Origin of the sequence: Clostridium estertheticum, assembly GCF_026650985.1 — a bacterium.
GTDB lineage: Bacteria > Bacillota > Clostridia > Clostridiales > Clostridiaceae > Clostridium_AD > Clostridium_AD estertheticum_C.
Window position 1 is genome coordinate 2231542 of record NZ_CP086239.1, and the last position, 21947, is coordinate 2253488.

Below are 21947 nucleotides of genomic sequence, written 5' to 3' on the forward strand. Positions count from 1 at the left end.
ATAGATAGGAAGTGAAATTGATGATTGATCTAGTTATTGTAGATGATCAAGAAATTGTACGGGAAGGCTTAAAAAGAATTTTAAGTTTGAACGAGGAAATAAATTGTATAGGTGAAGCTTATAATGGCAAACAATTAATTGAGCTACTAAAAAAACTCTCTCCAAAAGTAATATTAATGGACATAAGGATGCCCCTTATGGATGGCATAGAGGCAACAAAATTTGTTAAAGAAAATCACCCAACTATAAAGGTTATTATATTAACTACATTCGACGAAGACGATTATATTTTTAAGGGACTAAAATATGGCGCTGACGGGTACATTCTTAAAGATTCCGGTTCAAAGGAAATAATAAATTCTATTAAAGCTGCTTTAGAAGGAAGTATCTTTTTAAATCCTAAAGTCACTGGAAAAGTTGTTAAAGCTTTAAACTCTAGACCCATTGAACATTCTGCCCAAAAGAAAAATGATGAAAAAGAGAAATTGCTACAAATATTAACTCCCCGTGAGTTTGACGTGGCAAAACATATAATTGATGGGAAAAGCAACAAATCTATAAGTGAAGCTTTATTTGTTACTGAAGGCACTGTGAAAAATTATGTGTCTAAAATACTAGAAAAACTACAAGTAAATAACAGAACGGAGCTTGTTATTTACTTGCAGAAAATATTTTAAGAAAAGATCCATAAGTTAAAATAAACGCAGACAAAAGTATATTTTCAGCTATCTTTTGGACTGTATGTGGGTTTTAACTCTTTACTCTTTATTATTAACCTTATCTCTAGCATAAGCAGCTGCTCCAATCATACCAGCACAATCACCCAATTTAGCTTGTACAACTCTGCACGCATTGCTGGATATCTTTAATGCGTGGCCATTAATTGTTTCACGTACCGTATTTAATAATCTATCCCCGGCTAAAGACATGCCTCCACCCACAATAATAATCTCTGGATTAAATAAATTAATAACATTTGCCAGGCCAAAACCAAGTATCCGTCCAGTTTCATGCATTACTTCAATTGCCAAATTATCCTGCAGATCATATGCCTTAGATATCATATGCGCCTCAATATTGCTATTATCATAATTAACCCATTCTTCTATTATACTATTTCTTCCTTTATTTAATTTTTCAATAAAGGTATTAACCATTCCAACTGCTGAAACATATCTTCCTAAACATCCAGAACTTCCACACTTGCAAGGGCGTCCTTCTCTATACATATTCATATGCCCGATTTCTCCTGCACTCGCTGTTTCTCCATACATAACTTTACCATCCATAACTATTCCTGACCCTAAACCAGTACCTAATGTAATAAGGATTAGATTCTTTGAATTCAATCCAGCACCATATAGCCACTCCCCATATAGATTTACACGAACATCATTATCGATAAATACTGGAAAGTGGAATCTCTTTTTCATCTCGTTAACAACATGTATATTTTCCCAACCTGGAAAGTTTGGTGAAAAAAATGATTTACCCTCGTATGGATCCAATAGTCCTGGAATACCCATTCCCATACAGTAGATTAACTTCTCCGTGATATTAAGATTTCCCATCATATCTTCAACTATGTGTATGATTTTGTTTAAAACATATGCAGGTCCATTTTGCGCTTCTGTTGACTTACGTACTTCAACGATCAATTTTAAATCTAAATTAAATAATGCAACCTTAATGTTAGTTCCACCTAAATCAACCCCAATTATGAACTCACTCATGCTACTAAACTGTTTATGTTAACAGCCCCATATTTTCTTATATTAACTTTATATATACCATTATTATTGTATTTGCTCATGTATGTTATATATTCTTTAGTAATTCCCTTTGGTAATAAAACCAGTATTACACCTGCAAATCCACCCCCATGTACTCTACATGCACCAGCACCATTTTTCTTTATAAATAATTCGCTTAATGCTAGGTATAAGGTAAGTGCCTGTTCATGAGTAGCTGATATTGAGTAGCTGATATTGAATAACAATTTTGAAGCCATTTCCATGATGAATTGCCTGATTCATTTACTAGCTTAATAAAGTCACCATAATTACCCACATTTAAAGCATCTACCTGCTTATCAACACGTTTATTTTCCTCAAAGAAATGTAGTGATCTTAAAATGGCCCTATCTCCAGCCACCTCTCTCAGATTGTCTAAATTATTAAGCAAATCTTCTAATGTGACATCCCTTAAAACGCTTGCGCCAAGATTGCTTGCAACTGCCTTCATTTCTATTGGTATTGATGAATATTCTTCACTCAAATCTGCATGATTTGCACCAGTTGAGACAATTACCAAATCATATATCTGCTCTATTGTTGTGTAATCTATATCTTTTATTATAGGAAATTCTGGATCTTTAAAATCTATTGTAATTAATCCACCATGAGCACAGGCTAATTGGTCTAATATCCCAGATTGTTTATTCCACTTTGTATTTTCCGCATATTTACCAACTTTACTACATGTAATTATATCCATTTCATTATTGTTATAAAAATAATTAATAATTGAACATAATAACATTTCAAAGGATGCTGATGAGCTAACGCCTGCTGCACATATTACATCACTAGTTATACAAACATTAAATCCTCCTATTTTATATCCATATTTTTTTACGCCTTCTAAAACCCCTTTAACTAATAATGTTGCTTCAGTATCCTTTTCAGCACTCTCTAAGTTATCTAAATCAATAACGAAATCTTCATTATAGGTTAAGCTTTTTATACTTATCTTATTATTATCCGTCACTTCTGTAACTCCAATGCAGTCCAAGTTAATACTAGCAGCAATCACCTTACCTAAGTTATGATCTGTATGGTTTCCACTTATTTCTGAACGCCCTGGTGAACTAAAAATATAAATATCGTTTGTTTTAAATTTCTTATCATATTCTTTAACTAAACTAGTATACCTAAGAATTTGTTTAACTATAATTTCTTCCTCTTGTCCATACAAATCTCCAAACAGGATCTTAGTAGACTTAGAATTAAGTATTTCAATTGTATTATTTAGCGTTGGCATTAATATTCCCCCCTAATTTTATATTACTTTACCATATTTAAACGTTTTCTATAAATATAAATTTTTTTATATCATAATCAACTGTATTAATTTTAGCATTCAATATTATAGAAAAGGTTTTCTTTAATTGTATTTTATACCTTTTTTAGTAAATATTCAACAAAATTTATAATTACTTGTTATAAAATTAATTTAATAATTAAATAAATTTTAGGCTGTGACATTTTAATTATATAAAAAACTATTGAAAGTAATACAATACCAATTGAGTTACTTTCACATTAAGGCTATTACTCATTTTAAATAATTATAAAAATACTTAATTTATGTAAATAATGTTATAATTGGATATATATTATTATTTTAAATAAAGATTTAATTCAAAGTTAAGATAAATTATATTTGGTGGAGGAGTTTATAGAATGGGGGAATTAAGACTTGTTTGTTTTGACTTAGACGATACTCTGATTAGAGAAATACATTCCGTTATGTTGCCATGCATTTTAAATGGAAAAGAAAACGAACACTCTTTCATTCAAGAACAAGAAGAAAAAGGGCTGATTAACTACAAGTCAGCAGATTACCTTAGAGCCGAATTACTTGTAGGTCTTGAAGAACGTAAAATTGCTCAATCTTTTTTGGAGATAGCAAAACCTTTAAAAAATATCAAAAGTGTAGTTGAAACGTTACATGAACAAGATATTAAATGCATTGTTATTACTGTCGGCCCAAAGCAAGTAGCCAAAGTTGTATGTGATATTTGGGGGTTTGATGATTATTATGGTAGTGATTATGAAGTGCTTGAAGGAATATTTACTGGAAAAATTCTTGATTACATTGGGGCTGAACAAAAAATCGAATGTTTGCAAGATTTTTGTAAACATAACAATATAAAACCCTATGAATGTATTTCTGTAGGCGATGGTTCAACAGATATTCCAATTTTTGAATACTGCGGAAAGTCTATCGCTATTAACAGTTCTCCAAAAGTTAGAGAGAGTGCATTGTATTCAGTTGATACAGACGATTTAGCAGACATCCTTAAATACATTTTATGTGCATAACACAAATGTAATGATATGAATTACATTCACATTGACTCTATTACTCATTTTAAATAATTATAAATGTACTTTGTTTTGAAATTTATGGTATTATTAGTATAATCAAGTAAATATTCATATCATCCTCGAAAGATAGGAATATTCAACTTTAAAATATGGAGGGATATTATGAAAGATAAATCTTGGTTAAAGTATTTTTTTATAATCCTAATAATACTTTTTATTGTATTTAGTGGACAGCACATTCTTGATGGTATTAATAGAAATGCACAAGAAACCTATATTACTCATCCTTATCTTCAAAATATTTTAATGATTATTTTTTATGGAGGAATAGGTTTGCTACTTGGTTTAGAACATTTAATCCATGAAATAAAAAAAGAAGGAACCTGGATAATGAATGTCCCTAAATTCTTATTAATGGGGCTTCCTTCATTGTATTTTTCACTTGCTGTTTTCATATACTATAGTAGTAATCAATTAGTACGAAATATATTAGCATATCCTATTGGTATTTTATTAACTAGTAATCAAAGCTTTATATGGGTCTTCCCATTAATACTTGGATATTCAATTATTACGAGTTTTTATAAAAAAATAGACGGTTGTAAATAGGTCTAGTTTGAAATATCCTTTTGTCATCTAAAGTAAAACTAATAAAGAACTCTTTAAATAAAATTAATTGGAGGTTGTTAAAATGGCTAATGAAATTTGTCCTCATTGTAGAGCATTAAGAGATACTGTAGTATCAACTTTTGAAAAGGAAATTAATGAAGACGGAGATATTTTTAAAGTGTTAACAAAAAATTATCATTGTTCAATGTGCAACTCTTTTATTCGATGCGAGGATATAAAACACCTCATAATAAAAATATAAAAAGCATATAACTTATATTCTAATCAATACTTATCGGAGGATTATTATGAAAGAATTTAAAGGTGTAATTGTTGAAGAGAGTCTAAATGATAATAGAATTATTAACCAACTAGAAGTTATTAGTCTATGTATATCAGGTCATGAAAATCCATTAGAAAGATGGCATCTCTATACTGTTATGGTTTCAGAGGAAGAAATTGAAAAATTGTCAGAGTGCATTAAAGACAAATGGTATATGCACTTTTTAAAAGATAGGCAAATAATTGCTATATTTAAGGGCAAAAAATTTATTTTTAATTATGATGATAAAGCTACATGGAAACCAGCAGTAGATTATGGTTTATCAATAGGTATACCAGAAAGTCAATTGGATTTTCTTATGCATTAAGTACTTCACATGACTAAACATACATATAATTCGTAGTATTCATATATTTTGGTGCGACAAGAGGTCGCTAAATAGGAGTGTTTCGTAAGAAACTGCGTTAGTTACTAAGCGTATCCCCGCTTGAAACTGCACTCCGAGTAATTGGTTTGTAGGTTGCATTAGAGTTAAATACCTAAGGCTATTGCTTTACGCAGAAGCAATACTTGGTTAGGGGAAAAATGGAAAGTATAAACGAAAGTTGAACCTTTGTAATCTTCGTTAATGAAGATAAGCGTACTGCGGTATAACAAGCTTAATGTGGATAGGAAAGATTGAATCGAATTCCAATCGTACAGTAACCCATATATCCATCGGAGTAAAGAAGGGTGCTTCCCCATTTGAATCTACTATTAGCGGAACTTGGTAAACCCTTTAAGTTCCTCGATAGAGGTAGGGCAATCGAAAGAAAGCTACAATACCAGAGGGTAAGGGATAGTGGAGAAAGCGAATACCAGTAGGACGAAAGTTCAGGGAAAAAGATAACCCACTGGATAGAGTTTAATAACTCACTCGAAAGAGGGCAGACTTCCACATGGTCATCAACACGAAAGAAAACGTAAAGAGGAATCTTTTTAAGGAGAGACATGTTATGAAAACTATTAATAAATTTAATACGTCGGCTGTTTCTCCACATATAGAGAGCTGGTCATTAATAGACTGGAAGGAAATATATGAATATGTGAAGAAACTTCGCCAACGGATTTTTCGTGCCGAACAGTTGGGACAGAAAAGAAAAGTAAGAAAGCTTCAAAGGCTAATGATTAAAAGTAATGCTAATTTGCTACTTTCAATAAAAAGAGTTACACAAATTAATAAAGGTAAAAAAACGGCTGGTGTTGACGGTCAAATTGCTATCACAGCAAGTGAGAGGTTTAACTTATACAACATTCTCAAGAGATATAACATTAAATATGTTAGACCAAAGCCAGTAAAGAGAGTATACATACCTAAGAAAAACGGTAAAATGCGACCTTTAGGAATACCAGTTATAAAAGACAGGATACATCATTATAGATAAATACTGGAAAGTGGAATTTCTTTTTCATCTCGTTAACAACATGTATGTTTTCCCAACCTGGAAAGTTTGGTGAAAAAAATGATTTACCCTCGTATGGATCTAATAGTCCTGGAATACCCATTCCCATACAATAGATTGACTTCTGCGCAATATTAAGATTTCCCATCATATCTTCAACTATGCGTATAATTTTGTTTAAAACATATGCAGGTCCGTTTTGTGCTTCTGTTGACTTACGTACTTCAACGATCAATTTTAAATCCAAATTAAATAATGCAACATTAATGTTAGTTCCACCTAAATCAACCCCAATTATAAACTCACTCATACTAATAAACCGTTTATGTTTACAGCCACATATTTTTTTACGCCTTCTAAAACCCCTTTAACTAATAATGCTGCTTCAGTATCCTTTTCAGAACTCTCTAAGTTATCTAAATCAATAACGAAATCTTTATTATAGGTTAAGCTTTTTATACTTATCTTATTATTATCTGTCACTTCTGTAACTCCAACGCAGTCCAAATTAATACTAGCAGCAATCACCTTACCTAAGTTATGATCCGTATGGTTTCCATTTATTTCTGCACGCCCTGGTGAGCTAAAAATATAAATATCGTTTGTTTTAAATTTTTTATCATATTCTTTAACTAAACTAGTATACCTAAGAATCTGTTTAACTATAATTTCTTCCTCTTGTCCATACAAATCTCCAAACAAGACCTTATTAGACTTAGAATTAAGTATCTCAATTGTATTATTTAGCGTTGGCATTAATATTCCCACCCTAGTTTTATATTACTTTATCATTTTCAAATTATATTTAAACGTTTTCTATAAATATAAATTTTTTTTATATCATAATCAACTGTATTAGTTTTAGTATTCTAATACTATAGAAAAGGTTTTTTATAATTGTATTTTATACCTTTTTTAGTAAATATTCAACATAATTTATAATTACTTGTTATAAAATGAATTTAGTAATCAAATAAATTATAGGCTGTGACATTTTAATTATACAAAACGCTAATGAAAGTAACACAATACCAATTAAGTTACTTTCAGATTAGGCCTATTACTCATTCGAAATAATTGTAAATATATTCAATTTGCAGCAATTATGTTATAGTTAACTATATCTCTTATAACGAATTTGTATAATATTACGGTGCGACTCATAATTTTTGGAGGTGAATTCGATATGTCAAAAAAATTAACAATAGTAACTTCTATTTTATGTGTTTTGGTACTCTTTGTAGGAGTTATTAACATCATAACGGTTCAAAATCATACAAAGGCGCTTCAAAATCATACAACGAGTAGGCTCGTAAGCATTTATTCGTCTATTGGATTAGGAGGAGATAAGCTTGATTATTCAATTAACCTAACTAACAAAAGTGATAAGACTATTTTTATACAGTCCGTTCAACCCTTAGTTAATGAAACATTAAAAAATAGGATTTTAAGCAAGGAAATGATGGTTACTGTAAATAAAGAGATAAAACCCGATAAAGCAATTGCTATTACTGGAGTAATAATCGTTAATACAAAAGGATTAAAAGACATGGTAAAACTTGTACCTTTTATTACGGATATAAAGGTTATATCAACTGAAACTATAAGCCTTAAGACAAGCTTTGAACATTAAGTTTTATTTGGGACTTTTCTTTTGTTTCGTTACAAGTACCCCATATCTAATGATATGGGGTACTTGCTTAATTAATTTAGACAAAATTCGAAAGGTTTTTTATCTCTTCATCAATAACTTTTTTATCAATACGTTTAAATAAAATATCTACAGTAGGAATTACAAGTCCACTTTCTACAAATTTAAGACACCAATTAGCTGATATAGATGATATACTAAGCCAATTTTGAATTTTTGATGATGAGAAAGGTAGAAATGGATTCAGAAGTACCGATAAATTAGCAATAATTTGAACACAGTTAAAAATAGTAGAATTACATTTTTCTGGATCTGTTACTCTGGTCACCCATGGCTTCTCTGTATCATAATATTTATTTGAACTTCGAACAAATTCAAATATCTCGTCTAATGAGTCCTTAAAGTTTCCTTTTTCAATCTTGTCACCAGCACTTACAAATAGCTGATTCGTCTTTTCTTTTAACTCTACATCAATTATACCATTTGGAATTTTATTATCAAAATACTTATTTATAAACACAAGCGTTCTATTAACAAAATTGCCATAAGCGCCTAGAAGTTCTCCGTTATTACTATTTATAAACTCAAGCCATGAAAAATTTGTATCCCTCTTTTCAGGCCCATTTGTAATAAAAAAATATCTAATTAAATCCGGATCATATTTTTCTATTAAATAACCTATCCATACAGCCCAATTTTTACTAGTTGATATTTTTTTACCTTCGAGGGTAACATATTCGCTAGAAATTATTTTATCTGGTAAATGCAAGTTTCCGTAAGATAATAAAAGTGATGGCAATATAATTGTATGAAATGGTATGTTATCTTTTCCGTGTACATAATAATGCTGACTACTATTCCAAAATTCAGTAAAATCAATTTGTCTATTTTCGCAAAACTTTTTACAGGCTGAAAGATAACCTAATACAGCATCAATCCATACATATATCTTTTTATTTTTATATCCTGCCACTGGTACATCAGTTCCCCAATCCAAATCACGAGTAATAGCTCTATCTTGTAACCCCTCTTCAATATATCGTCTCGATAAATTTTGAGCATTTGTACGCCAATCTTTATGACAATAAACATACTCAGTTAATTCCTTTTTCAACCTAATTATATTAATATATAATTGGGTAGAAGGTTTTAAAATAGGCTGTGAGTTACATAGAGAACATCTCATTTCTTTCAACATCTCGGGTTCTAATAAACTTCCACAATTATCACATTGATCTCCTCTGGCATCACTACCACAAATTGGGCATATTCCATCAACATATCTATCTGGTAAAAATTTGCCACATTTTTCACAATAAACTTGTAGGGTTTCCTTTTCATAAAGTGAACCATTATCAAATAATTTTCTAATAAAATCTTCAACAAAATTTTTGTGATATTCTGTTGTAGTTTTTGTATAATAGTCATACGAAAAGCCCAATGAATCAAAACATCTACAAAATTCATTGTGATATTTATCTGCAACTTCTTGTGGCGATATTCCTTCATCCTTTGCCCTGATTGAAATTGGAGTACCATGACAATCACTGCCTGAAACATAAATAACAGAATCCCCTATACCTTGCAAGCACATCACCTGGTAATAACGCTGCAATGTGCCCTATGTGCATTGAACCATTCGCATATGGCCATGCTCCACCAATTAATACATTCATTACTAATACCCCCTTTAATTTAACAAAAAAAAGCCCCTATATGGATCTAAATCCATATAGAGACGTATTGAACGTTGTACCACTCTACTTTATTTTTACTTCACAGTAAAAATCTTTTCAGGTGACTATCATCACCTTGCATTGTAACGTATGCTTACGTATTATCTTACTTATTTTCAGATAATCTGCTCTGGAACCATGTTCATAAGTTTTAGTAACACAGGTTTTCACCTAACCCTGCTCTCTGTAGTTACATATGCTTACTACTCTTTCCATCATAGCTTTATATAATTATAACATTATACCCATAAATTTCATATACATTAGTTCATATCTTTTATTAATTAAGCAAAACATTATTTCTATATTATGAATCAAATAGCTAAAAGTATACCTATTATTAACTTATATCAAAAATACGCGATTCTAAAATATATAAACTTGTGTAATACCTATATGTCCTACGGGTGCTATCCATGGTTCTACATGGAAACCAGGTATGAATAAGGATTTTATAGTTAATGTTTACCACTGTGATGGTTGCTTAAAATGTTTAGTGAATTGTCCATGGACGCAAAAGTATATGGCCAATAATATTGGTAACAAAAATGAGTGTAGGAACGATTGATTAATTAATTCACCACTTTCTTATCTGTCGTCACAAGGGGTTGTCTCAAAATGATTAAAAAATCATTTTGAGACAACCGCCTAATTATGATAACTTTTTTAAAGCGCAGGTTTCGTAATATTAATTTTATTTACCATAAGTCCTGATATGTAATCAAATTCATGCCATTTTTCAATTAGAGCTTTCTCACCCAGAAAGGTGGATTCAATTGGGGAACCAGAGTTCATATATATTTTAGAACTAGAATTAAATAAAAATATTCCATCAGCCCCGGCTTCATATATATCATAAGCACGTAATAAATATTGCTGAATATCTAGAGATACATTAGTATGTATGTATAACCCTCGCTTTATAAGTTCTTCTTCTTTTTTTGTTAGGTCATGTCCACTAACATCTCCAGAAATACCAATATACAATTTTACACTTGTATCCTTAACCATAGCTACATAAGGTTTAACGTTAAAAAACTGTTCATTACCTATACTTGATGGTACCAATGTATCAATTAAACCTTCTTTAATCCAAGTATTAAGATCAAAACCATATTGAAGTGGATTATCCCATGGGACCCTTACAGTAATAGTTTTATTTTTCGGTAGCTCATTACGCAAAGTTCGTATAAATTCATTCATAATAAATATTTTTTGATCAGTTGGAGTTTCTCTTCCAAACACAACTGGATACCTACAAAAATCTAATGTTATTCCAGCCACGTTATTATAAGATGCGGCTTCTAAAAGTATGTTTTTAATATATTCTCTAACCTCTGGATAGAAGTAGCTTAGAGACCTCCCTCCCGTTTGAGAGTATTGTTTATATTTCTCATATATAGCACCATTTAGATATCCGCCAATAGTTGGATTATAAAATGCATCCATTCTAAGTGAGGCATTAACTTTAATTCCCTTATATAACCCTCTATTCGTCACAATTTCTAATGGAGATTTCCCAGTGGATAAGATATTTAATATTTGACTTTTTGCTAATCTATCTCCATTTCTAAGTTCTGAATCAAACTCTCCCATACCATCAAATGCATTTCCTGCATATTTACTGTTATAATTTAACACGCCTGTGGTTCCTAAACACCAATTTAATTCTCCAACATTTTTACCTGCAAGTTTATCTACAGCATTTCTCTGAAGTGATTCAACATCTGGATAATATCCTGAGAAGAAATCAGAATATCCATCATTATCATAAATGACTGATTTTTTATTATCATTTTGTTTTTGATATAACTCCACCTGATCATCAGTTAATCCTATTAGCTTAATATAAGCAATTCTTGCCTTTCGAGATCTAATTGGATTTACTTTAATTGATGTATTGTTAAAATTAGATATTATGGTAGATTTTTCATTAATCCATTGATCACCATATACCTCATTAGATGTAAGTGAAATTTCTCCATCTACTTGTTGTGGTGAAGAGTTATTTGTTTCACCTATTTTAAAACTCTCCGTGCCAGTCACATATCCTACATAAACCCTAAACCAACCATTTAGTTTTACCGGCATCTTTATTGATAAAGCATTTTCTCCATTTTCAATTATAGATCCATTTTTAATACTTGTAGAATCTACGTAGGATCCTAATTTCCATCCGCTATCTACAACATCATGCTGACCGTCAGCTACCATTTTATCCATTTGAGTATATAAATACACACTTCCAGGACTAGAGGTTATAGTTTGACCTGGATTTAAACTAACAGTTGCAATATTCATGTTTATATTTTTAGTTGCTTCTTCAATTTCCTGATTACCCGTAACAAGCTCCAATACAAGCTTCATCTCTCCGGATTGGGTTACATTGCTAAGTGTACATAAAATGGCTTTTTTATCAAGTGAAGTTGTAGACTCCGCTATAATTTTATCATTTTTGTACAAATATGCTTTAATGTTATACTCTTTATTTGTTATGAGCTTTTCATCTTCAATAGCCATATCTATCGAAATATTTATCTTTTGGTTCCTTTCATCAGTTATAATAGTAGAATTTTTTATTGATAAGGCTTTTACTATTGCAAAATTTTCAACATATACGCTATTGATGCCAGTAAGTGAGTCAGTCATATCATTATAGAGAATAACCCTATCACTAAGTCCAGCAGCTGATAATTGTGGATCATTGAAATTTGCTATAATTTTTCCGTCTAGTAATATTGCAATAGCGTTATTTCCATCATTTTTGATAGACCATCTATGAGTATTGTTATCACTTGGCAAAGAGGCACTAACTGTTTGAAAAGGATTTATTCCCGAATCATTATTCATTAAGTTTATTTTAATTTTGTTGTTTAGGTCTTTGCTATTTAAACTAAAATGGTACCTTTTATTATTAGCAACTATATCAATTGCAAAACCTCTCCAACCTACATTTTTAGAAGGCGTTTGCAAATCTAATATTTTAGCATCAAATTCTACATTAAAAGGACCAGCTCCTATTGACACTTCTTTATCTATCTTTGAAATTGAATCTTGAGAGTTATTATAAAAAAAGTATTGACTATATGGAACATGAGCGTCATATTTTTCACTCTCACTACTATCTGCTATAAATGAGTCAGCAGTATATCCAAGACTTTTATTCCATCCACCATTAGTTAGACTGCTACAGTCATCATTTAAAATAGTCTTAATATTTTTATTATTTTCTACAAGTTCATTATTATTAATTTTAAAATCCATTTTCACAGGATTTAGAATCTTTGTATTATCTTTTGAATAAATATCTGTATTCATTTTCAAAGTATATGATGCTCCCAAAGTATATCCTTTTACTGGTGGTTTAATTAGAATAGATTTCATATCGGTTCCGAGCTCTGATTTCACAGCTATTGAATCTCCTAAACTATCTACTACAGTTATAGATTTTTGCGTAACAGCATCAAAGTTAATCTCTTTATTAAACTGGATATTCCATATTTTATTTGGACTAACTATTTGATTGTTAATCGATTCAAAAGCATATGAATTATGACTAGATAGTAATAAAATAAAAAATAATATGATAAATGTAGTTGTTAATAATTTTTTCATTTTTTAAGGTCCCCCAATATATGACAACTTTTATAGCTATAAACATTTTATAACCTTTTTTAATTCTGCAGCTTGCTTTGGTTTAAGAACAATTAAACTATACTCTTAGTTATAAATTTATGCATATATAGGGTATAGTAGCATATATTACATTAAATTGTAGAACAACGTATAATTAAAATTTCTTAAGAATACAATTTTTTTATTCATTAGTAATCCACCCTATTTTTATTTTTTTTAAATCTATATACAAAATAGCATGAATAGACAATTAGTTATATGTGTTTTGCATGAAAGATAAGATTACGAGCATAAACAGAAAAATATGTATTATTTACCAGTGATGATATTGAACATACTATATACTTAATTTATTGCGTAGCAAGTCCCCCCCCATATCATTAGATATGGGGGGGACTTGCTTTATAGTTCATCATTTATGATGGTAGCTTACAGAACTGATTTTTTAAATCCTCCACCATTTATTTCCGATATATTTGATATTGTAATAAATGCCGAACTATCTATATCTTGTATAATCATTTTAGCTTTAGCTATTTGAGTTAAAGTAATATAGATATTTACTATTTTTCTTTACTCCGGTGTAGGCTCCTTCTGCATTTATAAGAGTTACCCCTCTACCAAGCGCAGTCATTAACGCACGGGATACTTCTACTTCTTTATCTGTTATTATCCAAAGCAATTTTTTATGATCTAATCCATCAATAATCTTTTGTATAACAACTGTAGATATATACATACTAATTAATGTATATATAATGAGTTCTAATCCAGCCCCAATAATTAATACACCAACTCCAATAATAACTACATTAATACCCATAGAAAGTAAGGCTATTTCTTGCCCAGTTCTCCTTTTCAAGATTGTTGCAATAATATCCGTTCCACCTTGTGACGCCCTACTCCTAAATGCAAAACCACAACCTATACCGTTCAGCACTCCACCAGCTATGCAAGAAAGCATAATATCGTGAATCTGAATATATGGAACTATTGGAGTAGTGATACTTAAAAATACTGACACTGCTACCGTCCCTAGCAAACTATAAATTATAAAATCCTTGTCTATTTCCTTTATTCCAATTATAAAAATTGGTATGTTTAATAAAAGCAATACTGCTCCAACAGAGTATTAATACAATACTTTAATACAAGTGCGATACCTGTAATTCCTGCAGACAATAAATGATGTGGTACTAAAAAACAATTAACCGATATAGCAGAAATTAAAGATCCAATCAGGATCACCAAAATTCTTATTACAAATGCCTCTTTCTCTTTTAAATTTTGCATAAAATCACCCCACTGATTTAAAGTCTATTCCAGTTTAAACTTGTTTTTTTTTAACTCTATTTCTATCTTAACATATAAATGTAAATACAATATTAATAAATCCCATTTCAAATTTATTACTCTAATCTAGATTTTAAAACCTCTGTCATAGAAATCTTGTTAAGCTTTTTCTTGCTTAAAGCCTTTGATAATTCATAAGTTATATAGATAATCACAAACCCAATAATGACGTAACTATAACTTATTGTTACTGGAAGTGAAAGGCTCATCTCCTTAGTTAAAGATTTAAACATTGCCCCTAATAATGCTAGAAGGATTGGTACTCCTAAAATATAACCTAGTATTACTAAAAAAGCTGAGCTATTCAAAATCATTGAATATACTTCTTTCTTCCTATATCCTAGAACTTTCATAAGAGATATATTTTCCTTATTCTCGTCTATAATCATCGAAGTTACAACATATATGACTATGAGTCCAATAAGAAAGGACATAAAGGCCATAGTGCCTACCATTGTTTGGATTGGCGCTGTCATTGCATTAAAGGCATTTTTTATATCGGCTTTAGTTACAGTAGTTAACAATTGGTTTTCTGGAATACTAAGTTTTGAATTACTCCATAGTCCCATATAACTACCAGATGGATAACTCATCATTTTATTAAACTTTGGCATTGGGATATAAATGTAGTTTCCAACATAAGACTTAGCAATGCTATCCACAGTAATGCTGTACAACTTAGAATCAAGTGTATTAATAACTTTAATAGTATCACCAGGATTCACCTTAAGTTTGTCTGCAAGTGAACTAGTAATAATACTTTTATCTGTACTTAATATTTTACCTGACTTATCTTTAAAGACAACATATTTTGAACTTGGACTTACTCCATATGCTACTATATTGATTTTACTATCTGACTTTAGTGTGAATGGCGACTCCGAAAAAGCCTCGCCACCCGTTGTATCACCCTTCTTAATAGAATTAAAAACATAGCTATAGTTATATTTAAAGGATGCATCAAAACCATCCTTCATTAAACTCTCTAAGGAACTCTTTGCAGCGAATCCAAAGAGTAGTAATACAGTTGCAAGTGAAACTCCAAGTAATAGAAATACACTCCTTGGTATACTTCTAAGCTGCTCTCTTACCTTAAACTTGGTAGAAAATCTTAGTTTATCTAGCTTTAAATTTTTCTCTATAAATCCAACCTTATTATTTTGTTTCCCACCGCGCATAAGTTCTAGTGGAGAACTCTTAAGCGATTTGTTAACCACAAGATATCCTGCAGCGCTTAGAAAAACAACAGGCATAAGTATACTTGTAAGCAAATACTTTATATCAAAGTTTACAGTACCAACCGGCATATTAAAATATGATACCATAACATTTATCATAGGCCTTAAAGCAAGGATACCAAGTATAGTCCCAATTATTCCTCCAGTTAAAGCAATTATTATGGGATATCTTAAATAGTGATTTTGAATTTGCTTTTTCTTGTAACCAAAGGCATAAAGGGTTCCAATGATTACAGCTTCTCTCTTAATCATTCTCCACATAACAATTCCCGTTAATATGCATGTAAGTAAAAGTATAGCCACAGGCATAGAAGAACTTATCTGATTAATACCACTTATCTTTGTTGTTACAAAGGTTATTCTTGAATTTACCCAAGCATCCATCCAGCTAATAATTGTAATATCTTCATTATTCAAATAATCTTTAAACGCAGTTGTTCTTTTTTCTATATCTCTTCTATCCCCATTAAACCTAATCGAATAAAAAACATTTCCTTTTTTCATAACACTTAAATCTACTTTTGTCATTACTGCAATTCCAAAGTTATTAGGATCAGTTAATATGTCACTGGCTTCTTTAAGTGGATATATATAACTCGGAAGCGACATAAAACCAGCTATCTTAAAACTCTTATCATAAACTTTGAAACTATCTCCGACTTCTAACTTATTTGCTTTTGCATAGGCTGGGTCAATGAGAATATCATTGCCACTTAAGGCTTTACCTTTTATTATTGCAGGTATATTTACCTTTGTATTTTGCGAAAATATTCTTATTACTTTGTCCTTAGTAACCGGATAATCAAAGGTGTTACCCTCTTCCATTTTCATGTTAAATTTTGATTCTATTTCTGATATATTACTTAGTTTCTTATCCGCCATAAAGCTTGAATCTTCTTGTTTGTAATTTTTTCCAAAAGATGAAGTTATATTTGTTAGGTTACCTGATAGTAATTTAAACATGGTAAATAAAAGACAACTTATAATAATGAGTGCTAAGGATCCAAAATATTGTGACTTATTCTCCATCATGGTTCTCTTTATTTTTTTATTAATAACCATTACCACTCAATCCTTTCTGCAGGCATTGTAGTTTCATTGATTTGGCACTCTACGATTTCCCCGCCACGTACTTTGTAAACCCTATTCGCCATTGCACTTATAGCTGTATTATGAGTTATCATAAGTATGGTTGTTCCAAAGTCCTTATTAATTTTTTGCAAAAGTTTTAATATTTCTCTTGAAGTTATAAAGTCTAGGGCTCCTGTAGGCTCATCACATAATAAAAGCTTAGGATTTTTAACTACCGCTCTTGCTATTGAGACCCTCTGCTGCTCTCCACCACTCAATTCCTTTGGGAATCTATACTTTTTATCCAGCATTCCAACTGAACTTAGTACCTCATCAATTTCAATTGGAGACCTACTAATGTTTGAAACTACTTCAATATTTTCGCCTACTGTTAGGTTAGGTATAAGATTATAAAATTGAAATATAAAGCCTATCTTATCCCGTCTGTAGTCTGTAAGTTTATTATCCGAGAGCTTTGTAACTACTGTATTCTCCACCTTTACTAGGCCAGAATCACATCTATCTATTCCACCTATGATATTAAGTAAAGTTGATTTACCAGAACCAGATGGCCCGAGTATTACACCAATCTCTCCAGTATCCAGAACCATTCCTACACCCTTTAACACCTCAGTTCTTATCTCTCCAGTCGTATAACTCTTTTTTAAATTTTCTACTTTAATAAACATATATTTGCCTCCTTCTATTTTTTATAAACAAATAATTATTCCGAGCCTCAATAAATATATTATACCCTAATTGTTTAGTATTGCTGCTAAAATAACCCCAATCAAAAAAATTGCCTCAAAATAGAAATTACTCTCTATTTTGAGACAAAATATATTATGTACAATCTAGATTATATTTTAAATTTTTGAATCATTTCATTAAGTTTTTCAGCAAGTTCAGCTTGGCTCTGAGCAGCCTGAGCAACCTCGTGAATTGCTGAATTAGTTTCACTTATACTCCCTAGTATTTCCTGTGAACTAGCTGACGATTCCTGCGCAATTGAGGATACATTTTCAATTGCATTTTTAACTTCTGAAATGGTTTCTGTTACATCATCCATTGAGGTCATAATATCTGTAGATAACCCATTATAGAAAGAAGCATCTTCTCCATACTGCTTACCAACATTTATTAACATTTCATAATCTGGTTTAACTTGAGTTTCAATATATTCAAGTACCTCATTTGCATTGCCCGAAAGATTTTGAAAAGCCTTTTCTACCCGCTCTGTTACTTCTTGGATATTTTTAACAGTTTCGGTTGATTGCTCTGCAAGCGTTCTAACTTCGTCAGCTACAACTGCAAATCCTTTACCTTGTTCCCCAGCCCTAGCCGCTTCTATAGCTGCATTTAGAGCAAGAAGATTAGTTTGAGCCGCAATATCTCCTATTGCTTCTGCCATTATCTTTACCTCTTGAACAACATTACCTTCCTCTATTGCTTTGATTATGTTTTGTTGCTTAATATCATATACCTCATTAGCTATTTTATAACTTTCATTTGCACTTACTTTAATTTCAGCAGCCCTTTTCTCTATTTCCTTTGCAGACTTAGTCCCATCGCTTGCCTTTTTTGCTACTTGTAATGCATTTTGCGAAATATTTTCTGCTGTCGCATTTACTTCTTCTGTAGTAGCACTTAGTTGCTGTGACCCACTTGAAATCTGCATTATAGATTCCTTAACAATTTCCATCTTCGATGATATCTCTTCTGTAGTTGCAGATAGTTCCTCACTAGTAGCACTGATATTAGAAGCATCCGTCATTATTTGTGTAATTAATATTTTTATATTTTCTCCAGCTTCATTTAAAGAAGTAGACATTTCCCCTAATTCATCATCTCCAGTAACCTTCATTTGTTGTGTTAAATCTCCATTTTTTAGATTATCCGCAAACTTCACAACAACATTTATTCTCTTTACGAGCCATATTGCCAAAATTATACCTAATGCGAAACTTATTATTACCCCTACTATCATTATCACATTTAACAATCTAAAAGAATTACTAAATACAGACTTATTTATATTCCATTTTCTTTCAGCTGAGATTGTATTCTCTTTTATTATTGCTGATAAACCTTCTTTTAAAGGTTTTCTAAGTAGACCATACTCTTCTTTGTAAACTCTTGTACCTTCTGCGTAGTTACCACTTTCGGCTAAACTTACTACCTTATTTAATGACTCATAGTATGCTGGTAATGAAGCTTTCAATTTGTTATAGTTTTGCTTCTCCTTGTCATTAGCAAACGGTATCTTCTCATACTCAGTAAAGAGTTTAGTATTTTCAATTGAAATTTTACTCATGTCTTCTTTCATTAAATCCATTTCATTTTTAAACTTAACATTAAGCACATGTTCTAAATCTATCTTTTCTTTGTAGCTGTTACCTTGGATTGTATATATCTTCTCTAGCCTGATCAATCCATTTTCGTAAATAAAATTACCATTGTTATTAATAGTGCTCATGCTCCTAAGACCAAGGACACCAACACTAATTAGAAATACAGCACTTATTATACTAGTTGCAAATAGTTTTTGTGATATTTTCATTTTCTTTAACATTTTTAATTCCCCCTACTAACTTTTTTTATATTTAATTCTACATGATTATATAGCACTGTGTTGTAATATAATTTCATTCTCCTTTATTCTATCGAGTGTTAAATTATATTCTTAACCCATATGTTTTTTACTATTATGTAAAACGGTTGCAATTTTGTAAAAGCAAGTATTATATTTGTATTAATTTGTACATTTATTCCCATTTAAATTCAATTTTAATTAATTTTTAGAAATAAAATATTTGTGTTATTTTCATATCTCAAAACATCACATATTGTACGTTTCCTATCAAAAATCTTAATTTTAACAATACCGATACAATATTCTGTTATTCAAATATCCATAAACTTATTTTCTAAATAAAAAGGTGTTATAATGGGATAAGTTATTTTAAACTGACTTTTAGCAACATTCTTGTCAACTGCTATTTGCCATGATGAAGGAATTCTATCAAAAAATATTTAATGAGGTCTTTTTACAAATCGGTGAAAATATAGACAATTTAAAAGACAACAGATGAATATTGATAATAGGTTGAAAGGAGCTTAATTATGGAATATACAAATCAAAAGTATGAAATCAGTGATTCTGTTAGGATTAGTCCCATTGTGTTACCTAAAGCTGTTGCGGGTTTCAAATTTACTACGAATACTATCATTACTAGTACCAAAATAGTAAGTGGGGACAACGTTACCGTTAATTGTGTGGAAGTATCCTTACCAGATTACTGTAAAGTAGAGGGAAAGATCAACCAACGTACTGGTGAAGGTCCTACAGGCACAGCAGAATATTATATTGGATTTGAATTACGCCTTCCTACAGAATGGAATGAATGTTTCTTTTTTGAGGGAGGTGGTGGCTCTGATGGTGTTATCAAAGTTCCAGTAGGCTTAAGGCATACAGGCACTATGCCCGCTTTGGCTAGAGGCTTTGCAACAGTCGCCACTGATGCTGGTCATCAAGGTCTCAATTGTGAATTTGGCTATGATCAACAGGCTAGACTTGATTATGCTTACAATGCCATTGATCAAGTAACCGTTACTGCCAAGTTTATTATTAATGAATATTATGGAAGACATGAAAAATATTCCTACTTTGTTGGTGGATCAAATGGTGGACGACAGGGATTAGTTGCTGCTCAGCGCTTTGGCGATTATTTTGATGGTATAGTAGTTGGTGCACCGGCGTTAAATCTAACAAATGCAGCTATTTCTGAAATGTGGGCTATTCAAATATTTGCTGAAATTGCTAAAAAAGATTCAAATGGCAACCCAATGTTGAATACTGCATTTACAGATGCTGATATGAAATTGGTGTCTACTACTATTATTAAGCAGTTTGATGATGCAGATGGTGTAGTAGATGGTTTAGTTTTTGATATTAATGCTGCTAGAAAGTTTGATCCGTCAACTCTTCCCAAAAAAACTGCTAATTCAGACGGGTTAACTGACGAACAAATTGAAGCTTTAAAGAAGCTGTTTGAAGGGCCTAAGAATGGTAAAGGTAAACCATTGTATTCAAATTGGGCTTGGGATCCAGGTATATCAGATGCTGCGTGGAGAGATTGGACTCTTGGCACTGACGAGGTATTGCCTCGTAATATTACTTTAGGTGTAGAATCTATGGCCCGTGTTTTCACTACTCCTGTAGCTGCTAATTATGACCCAGCTAATCAGTTGAAATGGGTTTTGGATTATAATTTTGATACCGATCCATCAAAGACTGTGTTAGCAGCATCTTACCAGAACTCTTTATCTACAAACTATGATACATTCAAAAAACATAATGGTAAGATTATTCTTTATCATGGCATGGCTGACCCTGTATTTTCTGCATATGATACTATAAGTTATTACGACAAATTGACAGATAAAAACGGTGGCTTAAAAGCTACTGAAGAATTTGCTAGACTATTCTTAGTTCCAAGTATGGCTCATGTTAATGGTGGTCCTTCCACTGATCAATTTGATATGCTTACAGCAATTACCGATTGGGTAGAGAAAGGAAAGGCACCAGATAAAATTATCGCTTCCGGATCTGCAAAAGGATTGCTACAAGGCATCACTAGACCATTGTTCCCATATCCAATACAGACTATTTATGATGGCAAGGGTAACAAAAATTCCGCAGAAAGTTTTGTAGCAAAAAATCTGTAGAAATATCACCATGACTTTAACTTCTGACTCCATGATACTATTGGTATCTTGGACTTAGAAGTTTTTCTTTGCTCCTTTAATATTCACA

At 31.2% G+C, this 21947-nt stretch carries 19 protein-coding genes, 1 pseudogene and 1 other annotated feature; of the genes and pseudogenes, 8 read left to right on the forward strand and 12 right to left on the reverse strand.

Annotation, left to right across the window (positions count from 1 at the left end; genetic code table 11):
* Nucleotides 1-20 precede the first annotated feature (20 nt).
* On the forward strand, nucleotides 21-677 hold the full coding sequence (locus LL038_RS10795; RefSeq protein WP_216125918.1) for a response regulator transcription factor: 657 nt from the start codon (nucleotides 21-23) through the stop codon (nucleotides 675-677).
* Between the two features lie 81 nt (nucleotides 678-758).
* On the opposite strand, the gene LL038_RS10800 is transcribed toward LL038_RS10795, so the two are convergent.
* Together LL038_RS10800 and LL038_RS10805 are read right to left on the reverse strand one after the other, a co-directional pair.
* Nucleotides 759-1733 (reverse strand): ROK family protein, encoded by a 975-nt coding sequence (locus LL038_RS10800; RefSeq protein ID WP_216125919.1) that lies wholly within the window; start codon nucleotides 1731-1733, stop codon nucleotides 759-761.
* Nucleotides 1734-1935: 202 nt separating this feature from the next.
* Nucleotides 1936-3042, reverse strand: a complete 1107-nt coding sequence (locus LL038_RS10805; protein ID WP_309245112.1) for a galactokinase — start codon at nucleotides 3040-3042, stop codon at nucleotides 1936-1938.
* Nucleotides 3043-3464: 422 nt separating this feature from the next.
* Between LL038_RS10805 and LL038_RS10810 the strand changes: the two genes are divergently transcribed.
* The 5 genes from LL038_RS10810 (at nucleotide 3465) to LL038_RS10830 (ending at nucleotide 6428) form a co-directional block, all read left to right on the forward strand.
* A complete protein-coding gene (locus tag LL038_RS10810) occupies nucleotides 3465-4106 on the forward strand; it encodes an HAD family hydrolase (protein WP_216125920.1) in 642 nt (213 codons plus the stop codon).
* Nucleotides 4107-4274: 168 nt separating this feature from the next.
* A complete protein-coding gene (locus tag LL038_RS10815; RefSeq protein WP_216125921.1) occupies nucleotides 4275-4721 on the forward strand; it encodes a hypothetical protein in 447 nt (148 codons plus the stop codon).
* Nucleotides 4722-4803: 82 nt separating this feature from the next.
* Nucleotides 4804-4983 (forward strand): hypothetical protein, encoded by a 180-nt coding sequence (locus tag LL038_RS10820; RefSeq protein ID WP_216125923.1) that lies wholly within the window; start codon nucleotides 4804-4806, stop codon nucleotides 4981-4983.
* A gap of 46 nt (nucleotides 4984-5029) precedes the next feature.
* A complete protein-coding gene (locus LL038_RS10825; RefSeq protein WP_152751504.1) occupies nucleotides 5030-5371 on the forward strand; it encodes a hypothetical protein in 342 nt (113 codons plus the stop codon).
* A 628-nt stretch (nucleotides 5372-5999) separates the two neighbouring features.
* A complete protein-coding gene (locus tag LL038_RS10830; RefSeq protein WP_216125925.1) occupies nucleotides 6000-6428 on the forward strand; it encodes a reverse transcriptase N-terminal domain-containing protein in 429 nt (142 codons plus the stop codon).
* Here LL038_RS10830 and LL038_RS10835 read toward each other — a convergent pair.
* Together LL038_RS10835 and LL038_RS10840 are read right to left on the reverse strand one after the other, a co-directional pair.
* Nucleotides 6397-6756: an ROK family protein gene (locus tag LL038_RS10835; protein ID WP_216125927.1), complete on the reverse strand. Its 360-nt coding sequence runs from the start codon at nucleotides 6754-6756 to the stop codon at nucleotides 6397-6399. The two genes, LL038_RS10830 and LL038_RS10835, sit on opposite strands and share 32 nt — an antisense overlap.
* Complete coding sequence (locus LL038_RS10840) at nucleotides 6753-7202, reverse strand: galactokinase family protein (protein ID WP_216125929.1); 450 nt, start codon at nucleotides 7200-7202, stop codon at nucleotides 6753-6755. The genes LL038_RS10835 and LL038_RS10840 overlap by 4 nt, the downstream gene beginning before the upstream one ends.
* A gap of 430 nt (nucleotides 7203-7632) precedes the next feature.
* Between LL038_RS10840 and LL038_RS10845 the strand changes: the two genes are divergently transcribed.
* Nucleotides 7633-8079 carry a hypothetical protein gene (locus tag LL038_RS10845; protein ID WP_216125932.1) on the forward strand — a complete coding sequence of 149 codons (447 nt, stop codon included), beginning with the start codon at nucleotides 7633-7635 and terminating at the stop codon, nucleotides 8077-8079.
* A 76-nt stretch (nucleotides 8080-8155) separates the two neighbouring features.
* On the opposite strand, the pseudogene metG reads toward LL038_RS10845, so the two are convergent.
* The 8 genes and pseudogenes from metG to LL038_RS10880 all read right to left on the reverse strand — a co-directional run bounded on the left by metG (nucleotide 8156) and on the right by LL038_RS10880 (nucleotide 19703).
* Nucleotides 8156-9773: pseudogene (gene metG, locus LL038_RS10850) on the reverse strand (methionine--tRNA ligase).
* A gap of 55 nt (nucleotides 9774-9828) precedes the next feature.
* Nucleotides 9829-10061 (reverse strand) — a binding site (T-box leader).
* 438 nt (nucleotides 10062-10499) lie between these two features.
* A complete protein-coding gene (locus tag LL038_RS10855; protein WP_216125934.1) occupies nucleotides 10500-13448 on the reverse strand; it encodes a hypothetical protein in 2949 nt (982 codons plus the stop codon).
* Nucleotides 13449-13898: 450 nt separating this feature from the next.
* Entirely contained in the window at nucleotides 13899-13991 is a 93-nt protein-coding gene (locus tag LL038_RS25685) for a DUF2179 domain-containing protein (protein WP_253200335.1), read from the reverse strand.
* 7 nt (nucleotides 13992-13998) lie between these two features.
* Nucleotides 13999-14583 carry a YitT family protein gene (locus tag LL038_RS10860; RefSeq protein WP_216125936.1) on the reverse strand — a complete coding sequence of 195 codons (585 nt, stop codon included), beginning with the start codon at nucleotides 14581-14583 and terminating at the stop codon, nucleotides 13999-14001.
* Entirely contained in the window at nucleotides 14571-14762 is a 192-nt protein-coding gene (locus LL038_RS10865) for a YitT family protein (RefSeq protein ID WP_216125938.1), read from the reverse strand. The genes LL038_RS10860 and LL038_RS10865 overlap by 13 nt, the downstream gene beginning before the upstream one ends.
* A 116-nt stretch (nucleotides 14763-14878) precedes the next feature.
* Nucleotides 14879-17122 (reverse strand): ABC transporter permease, encoded by a 2244-nt coding sequence (locus LL038_RS10870; protein ID WP_216125940.1) that lies wholly within the window; start codon nucleotides 17120-17122, stop codon nucleotides 14879-14881.
* Nucleotides 17122-17820 (reverse strand): ABC transporter ATP-binding protein, encoded by a 699-nt coding sequence (locus LL038_RS10875; RefSeq protein WP_216125942.1) that lies wholly within the window; start codon nucleotides 17818-17820, stop codon nucleotides 17122-17124. The genes LL038_RS10870 and LL038_RS10875 overlap by 1 nt, the downstream gene beginning before the upstream one ends.
* 170 nt (nucleotides 17821-17990) lie before the next feature.
* A complete protein-coding gene (locus LL038_RS10880; protein ID WP_216125943.1) occupies nucleotides 17991-19703 on the reverse strand; it encodes a methyl-accepting chemotaxis protein in 1713 nt (570 codons plus the stop codon).
* Between the two features lie 551 nt (nucleotides 19704-20254).
* Here LL038_RS10880 and LL038_RS10885 point away from each other — a divergent pair.
* Nucleotides 20255-21859, forward strand: coding sequence for a tannase/feruloyl esterase family alpha/beta hydrolase (locus LL038_RS10885; protein ID WP_216125947.1), 1605 nt, complete (start codon nucleotides 20255-20257; stop codon nucleotides 21857-21859).
* The last annotated feature ends 88 nt before the right edge of the window (nucleotides 21860-21947 follow it).

Excerpts from the sequence above, each read along its gene's own strand:
- LL038_RS10795 (WP_216125918.1), top strand. The coding sequence starts at position 21 with ATGATTGATCTAGTTATTGTAGATGATCAAGAAATTGTACGGGAAGGC.
- LL038_RS10800 (WP_216125919.1), bottom strand. The coding sequence starts at position 1,733 with ATGAGTGAGTTCATAATTGGGGTTGATTTAGGTGGAACTAACATTAAG.
- LL038_RS10805 (WP_309245112.1), bottom strand. The coding sequence starts at position 3,042 with ATGCCAACGCTAAATAATACAATTGAAATACTTAATTCTAAGTCTACT.
- LL038_RS10810 (WP_216125920.1), top strand. The coding sequence starts at position 3,465 with ATGGGGGAATTAAGACTTGTTTGTTTTGACTTAGACGATACTCTGATT.
- LL038_RS10815 (WP_216125921.1), top strand. The coding sequence starts at position 4,275 with ATGAAAGATAAATCTTGGTTAAAGTATTTTTTTATAATCCTAATAATA.
- LL038_RS10820 (WP_216125923.1), top strand. The coding sequence starts at position 4,804 with ATGGCTAATGAAATTTGTCCTCATTGTAGAGCATTAAGAGATACTGTA.
- LL038_RS10825 (WP_152751504.1), top strand. The coding sequence starts at position 5,030 with ATGAAAGAATTTAAAGGTGTAATTGTTGAAGAGAGTCTAAATGATAAT.
- LL038_RS10830 (WP_216125925.1), top strand. The coding sequence starts at position 6,000 with ATGAAAACTATTAATAAATTTAATACGTCGGCTGTTTCTCCACATATA.
- LL038_RS10835 (WP_216125927.1), bottom strand. The coding sequence starts at position 6,756 with ATGAGTGAGTTTATAATTGGGGTTGATTTAGGTGGAACTAACATTAAT.
- LL038_RS10840 (WP_216125929.1), bottom strand. The coding sequence starts at position 7,202 with ATGCCAACGCTAAATAATACAATTGAGATACTTAATTCTAAGTCTAAT.
- LL038_RS10845 (WP_216125932.1), top strand. The coding sequence starts at position 7,633 with ATGTCAAAAAAATTAACAATAGTAACTTCTATTTTATGTGTTTTGGTA.
- LL038_RS10855 (WP_216125934.1), bottom strand. The coding sequence starts at position 13,448 with ATGAAAAAATTATTAACAACTACATTTATCATATTATTTTTTATTTTA.
- LL038_RS25685 (WP_253200335.1), bottom strand. The coding sequence starts at position 13,991 with ATGATTATACAAGATATAGATAGTTCGGCATTTATTACAATATCAAAT.
- LL038_RS10865 (WP_216125938.1), bottom strand. The coding sequence starts at position 14,762 with ATGCAAAATTTAAAAGAGAAAGAGGCATTTGTAATAAGAATTTTGGTG.
- LL038_RS10870 (WP_216125940.1), bottom strand. The coding sequence starts at position 17,122 with ATGGTTATTAATAAAAAAATAAAGAGAACCATGATGGAGAATAAGTCA.
- LL038_RS10875 (WP_216125942.1), bottom strand. The coding sequence starts at position 17,820 with ATGTTTATTAAAGTAGAAAATTTAAAAAAGAGTTATACGACTGGAGAG.
- LL038_RS10880 (WP_216125943.1), bottom strand. The coding sequence starts at position 19,703 with ATGTTAAAGAAAATGAAAATATCACAAAAACTATTTGCAACTAGTATA.
- LL038_RS10885 (WP_216125947.1), top strand. The coding sequence starts at position 20,255 with ATGGAATATACAAATCAAAAGTATGAAATCAGTGATTCTGTTAGGATT.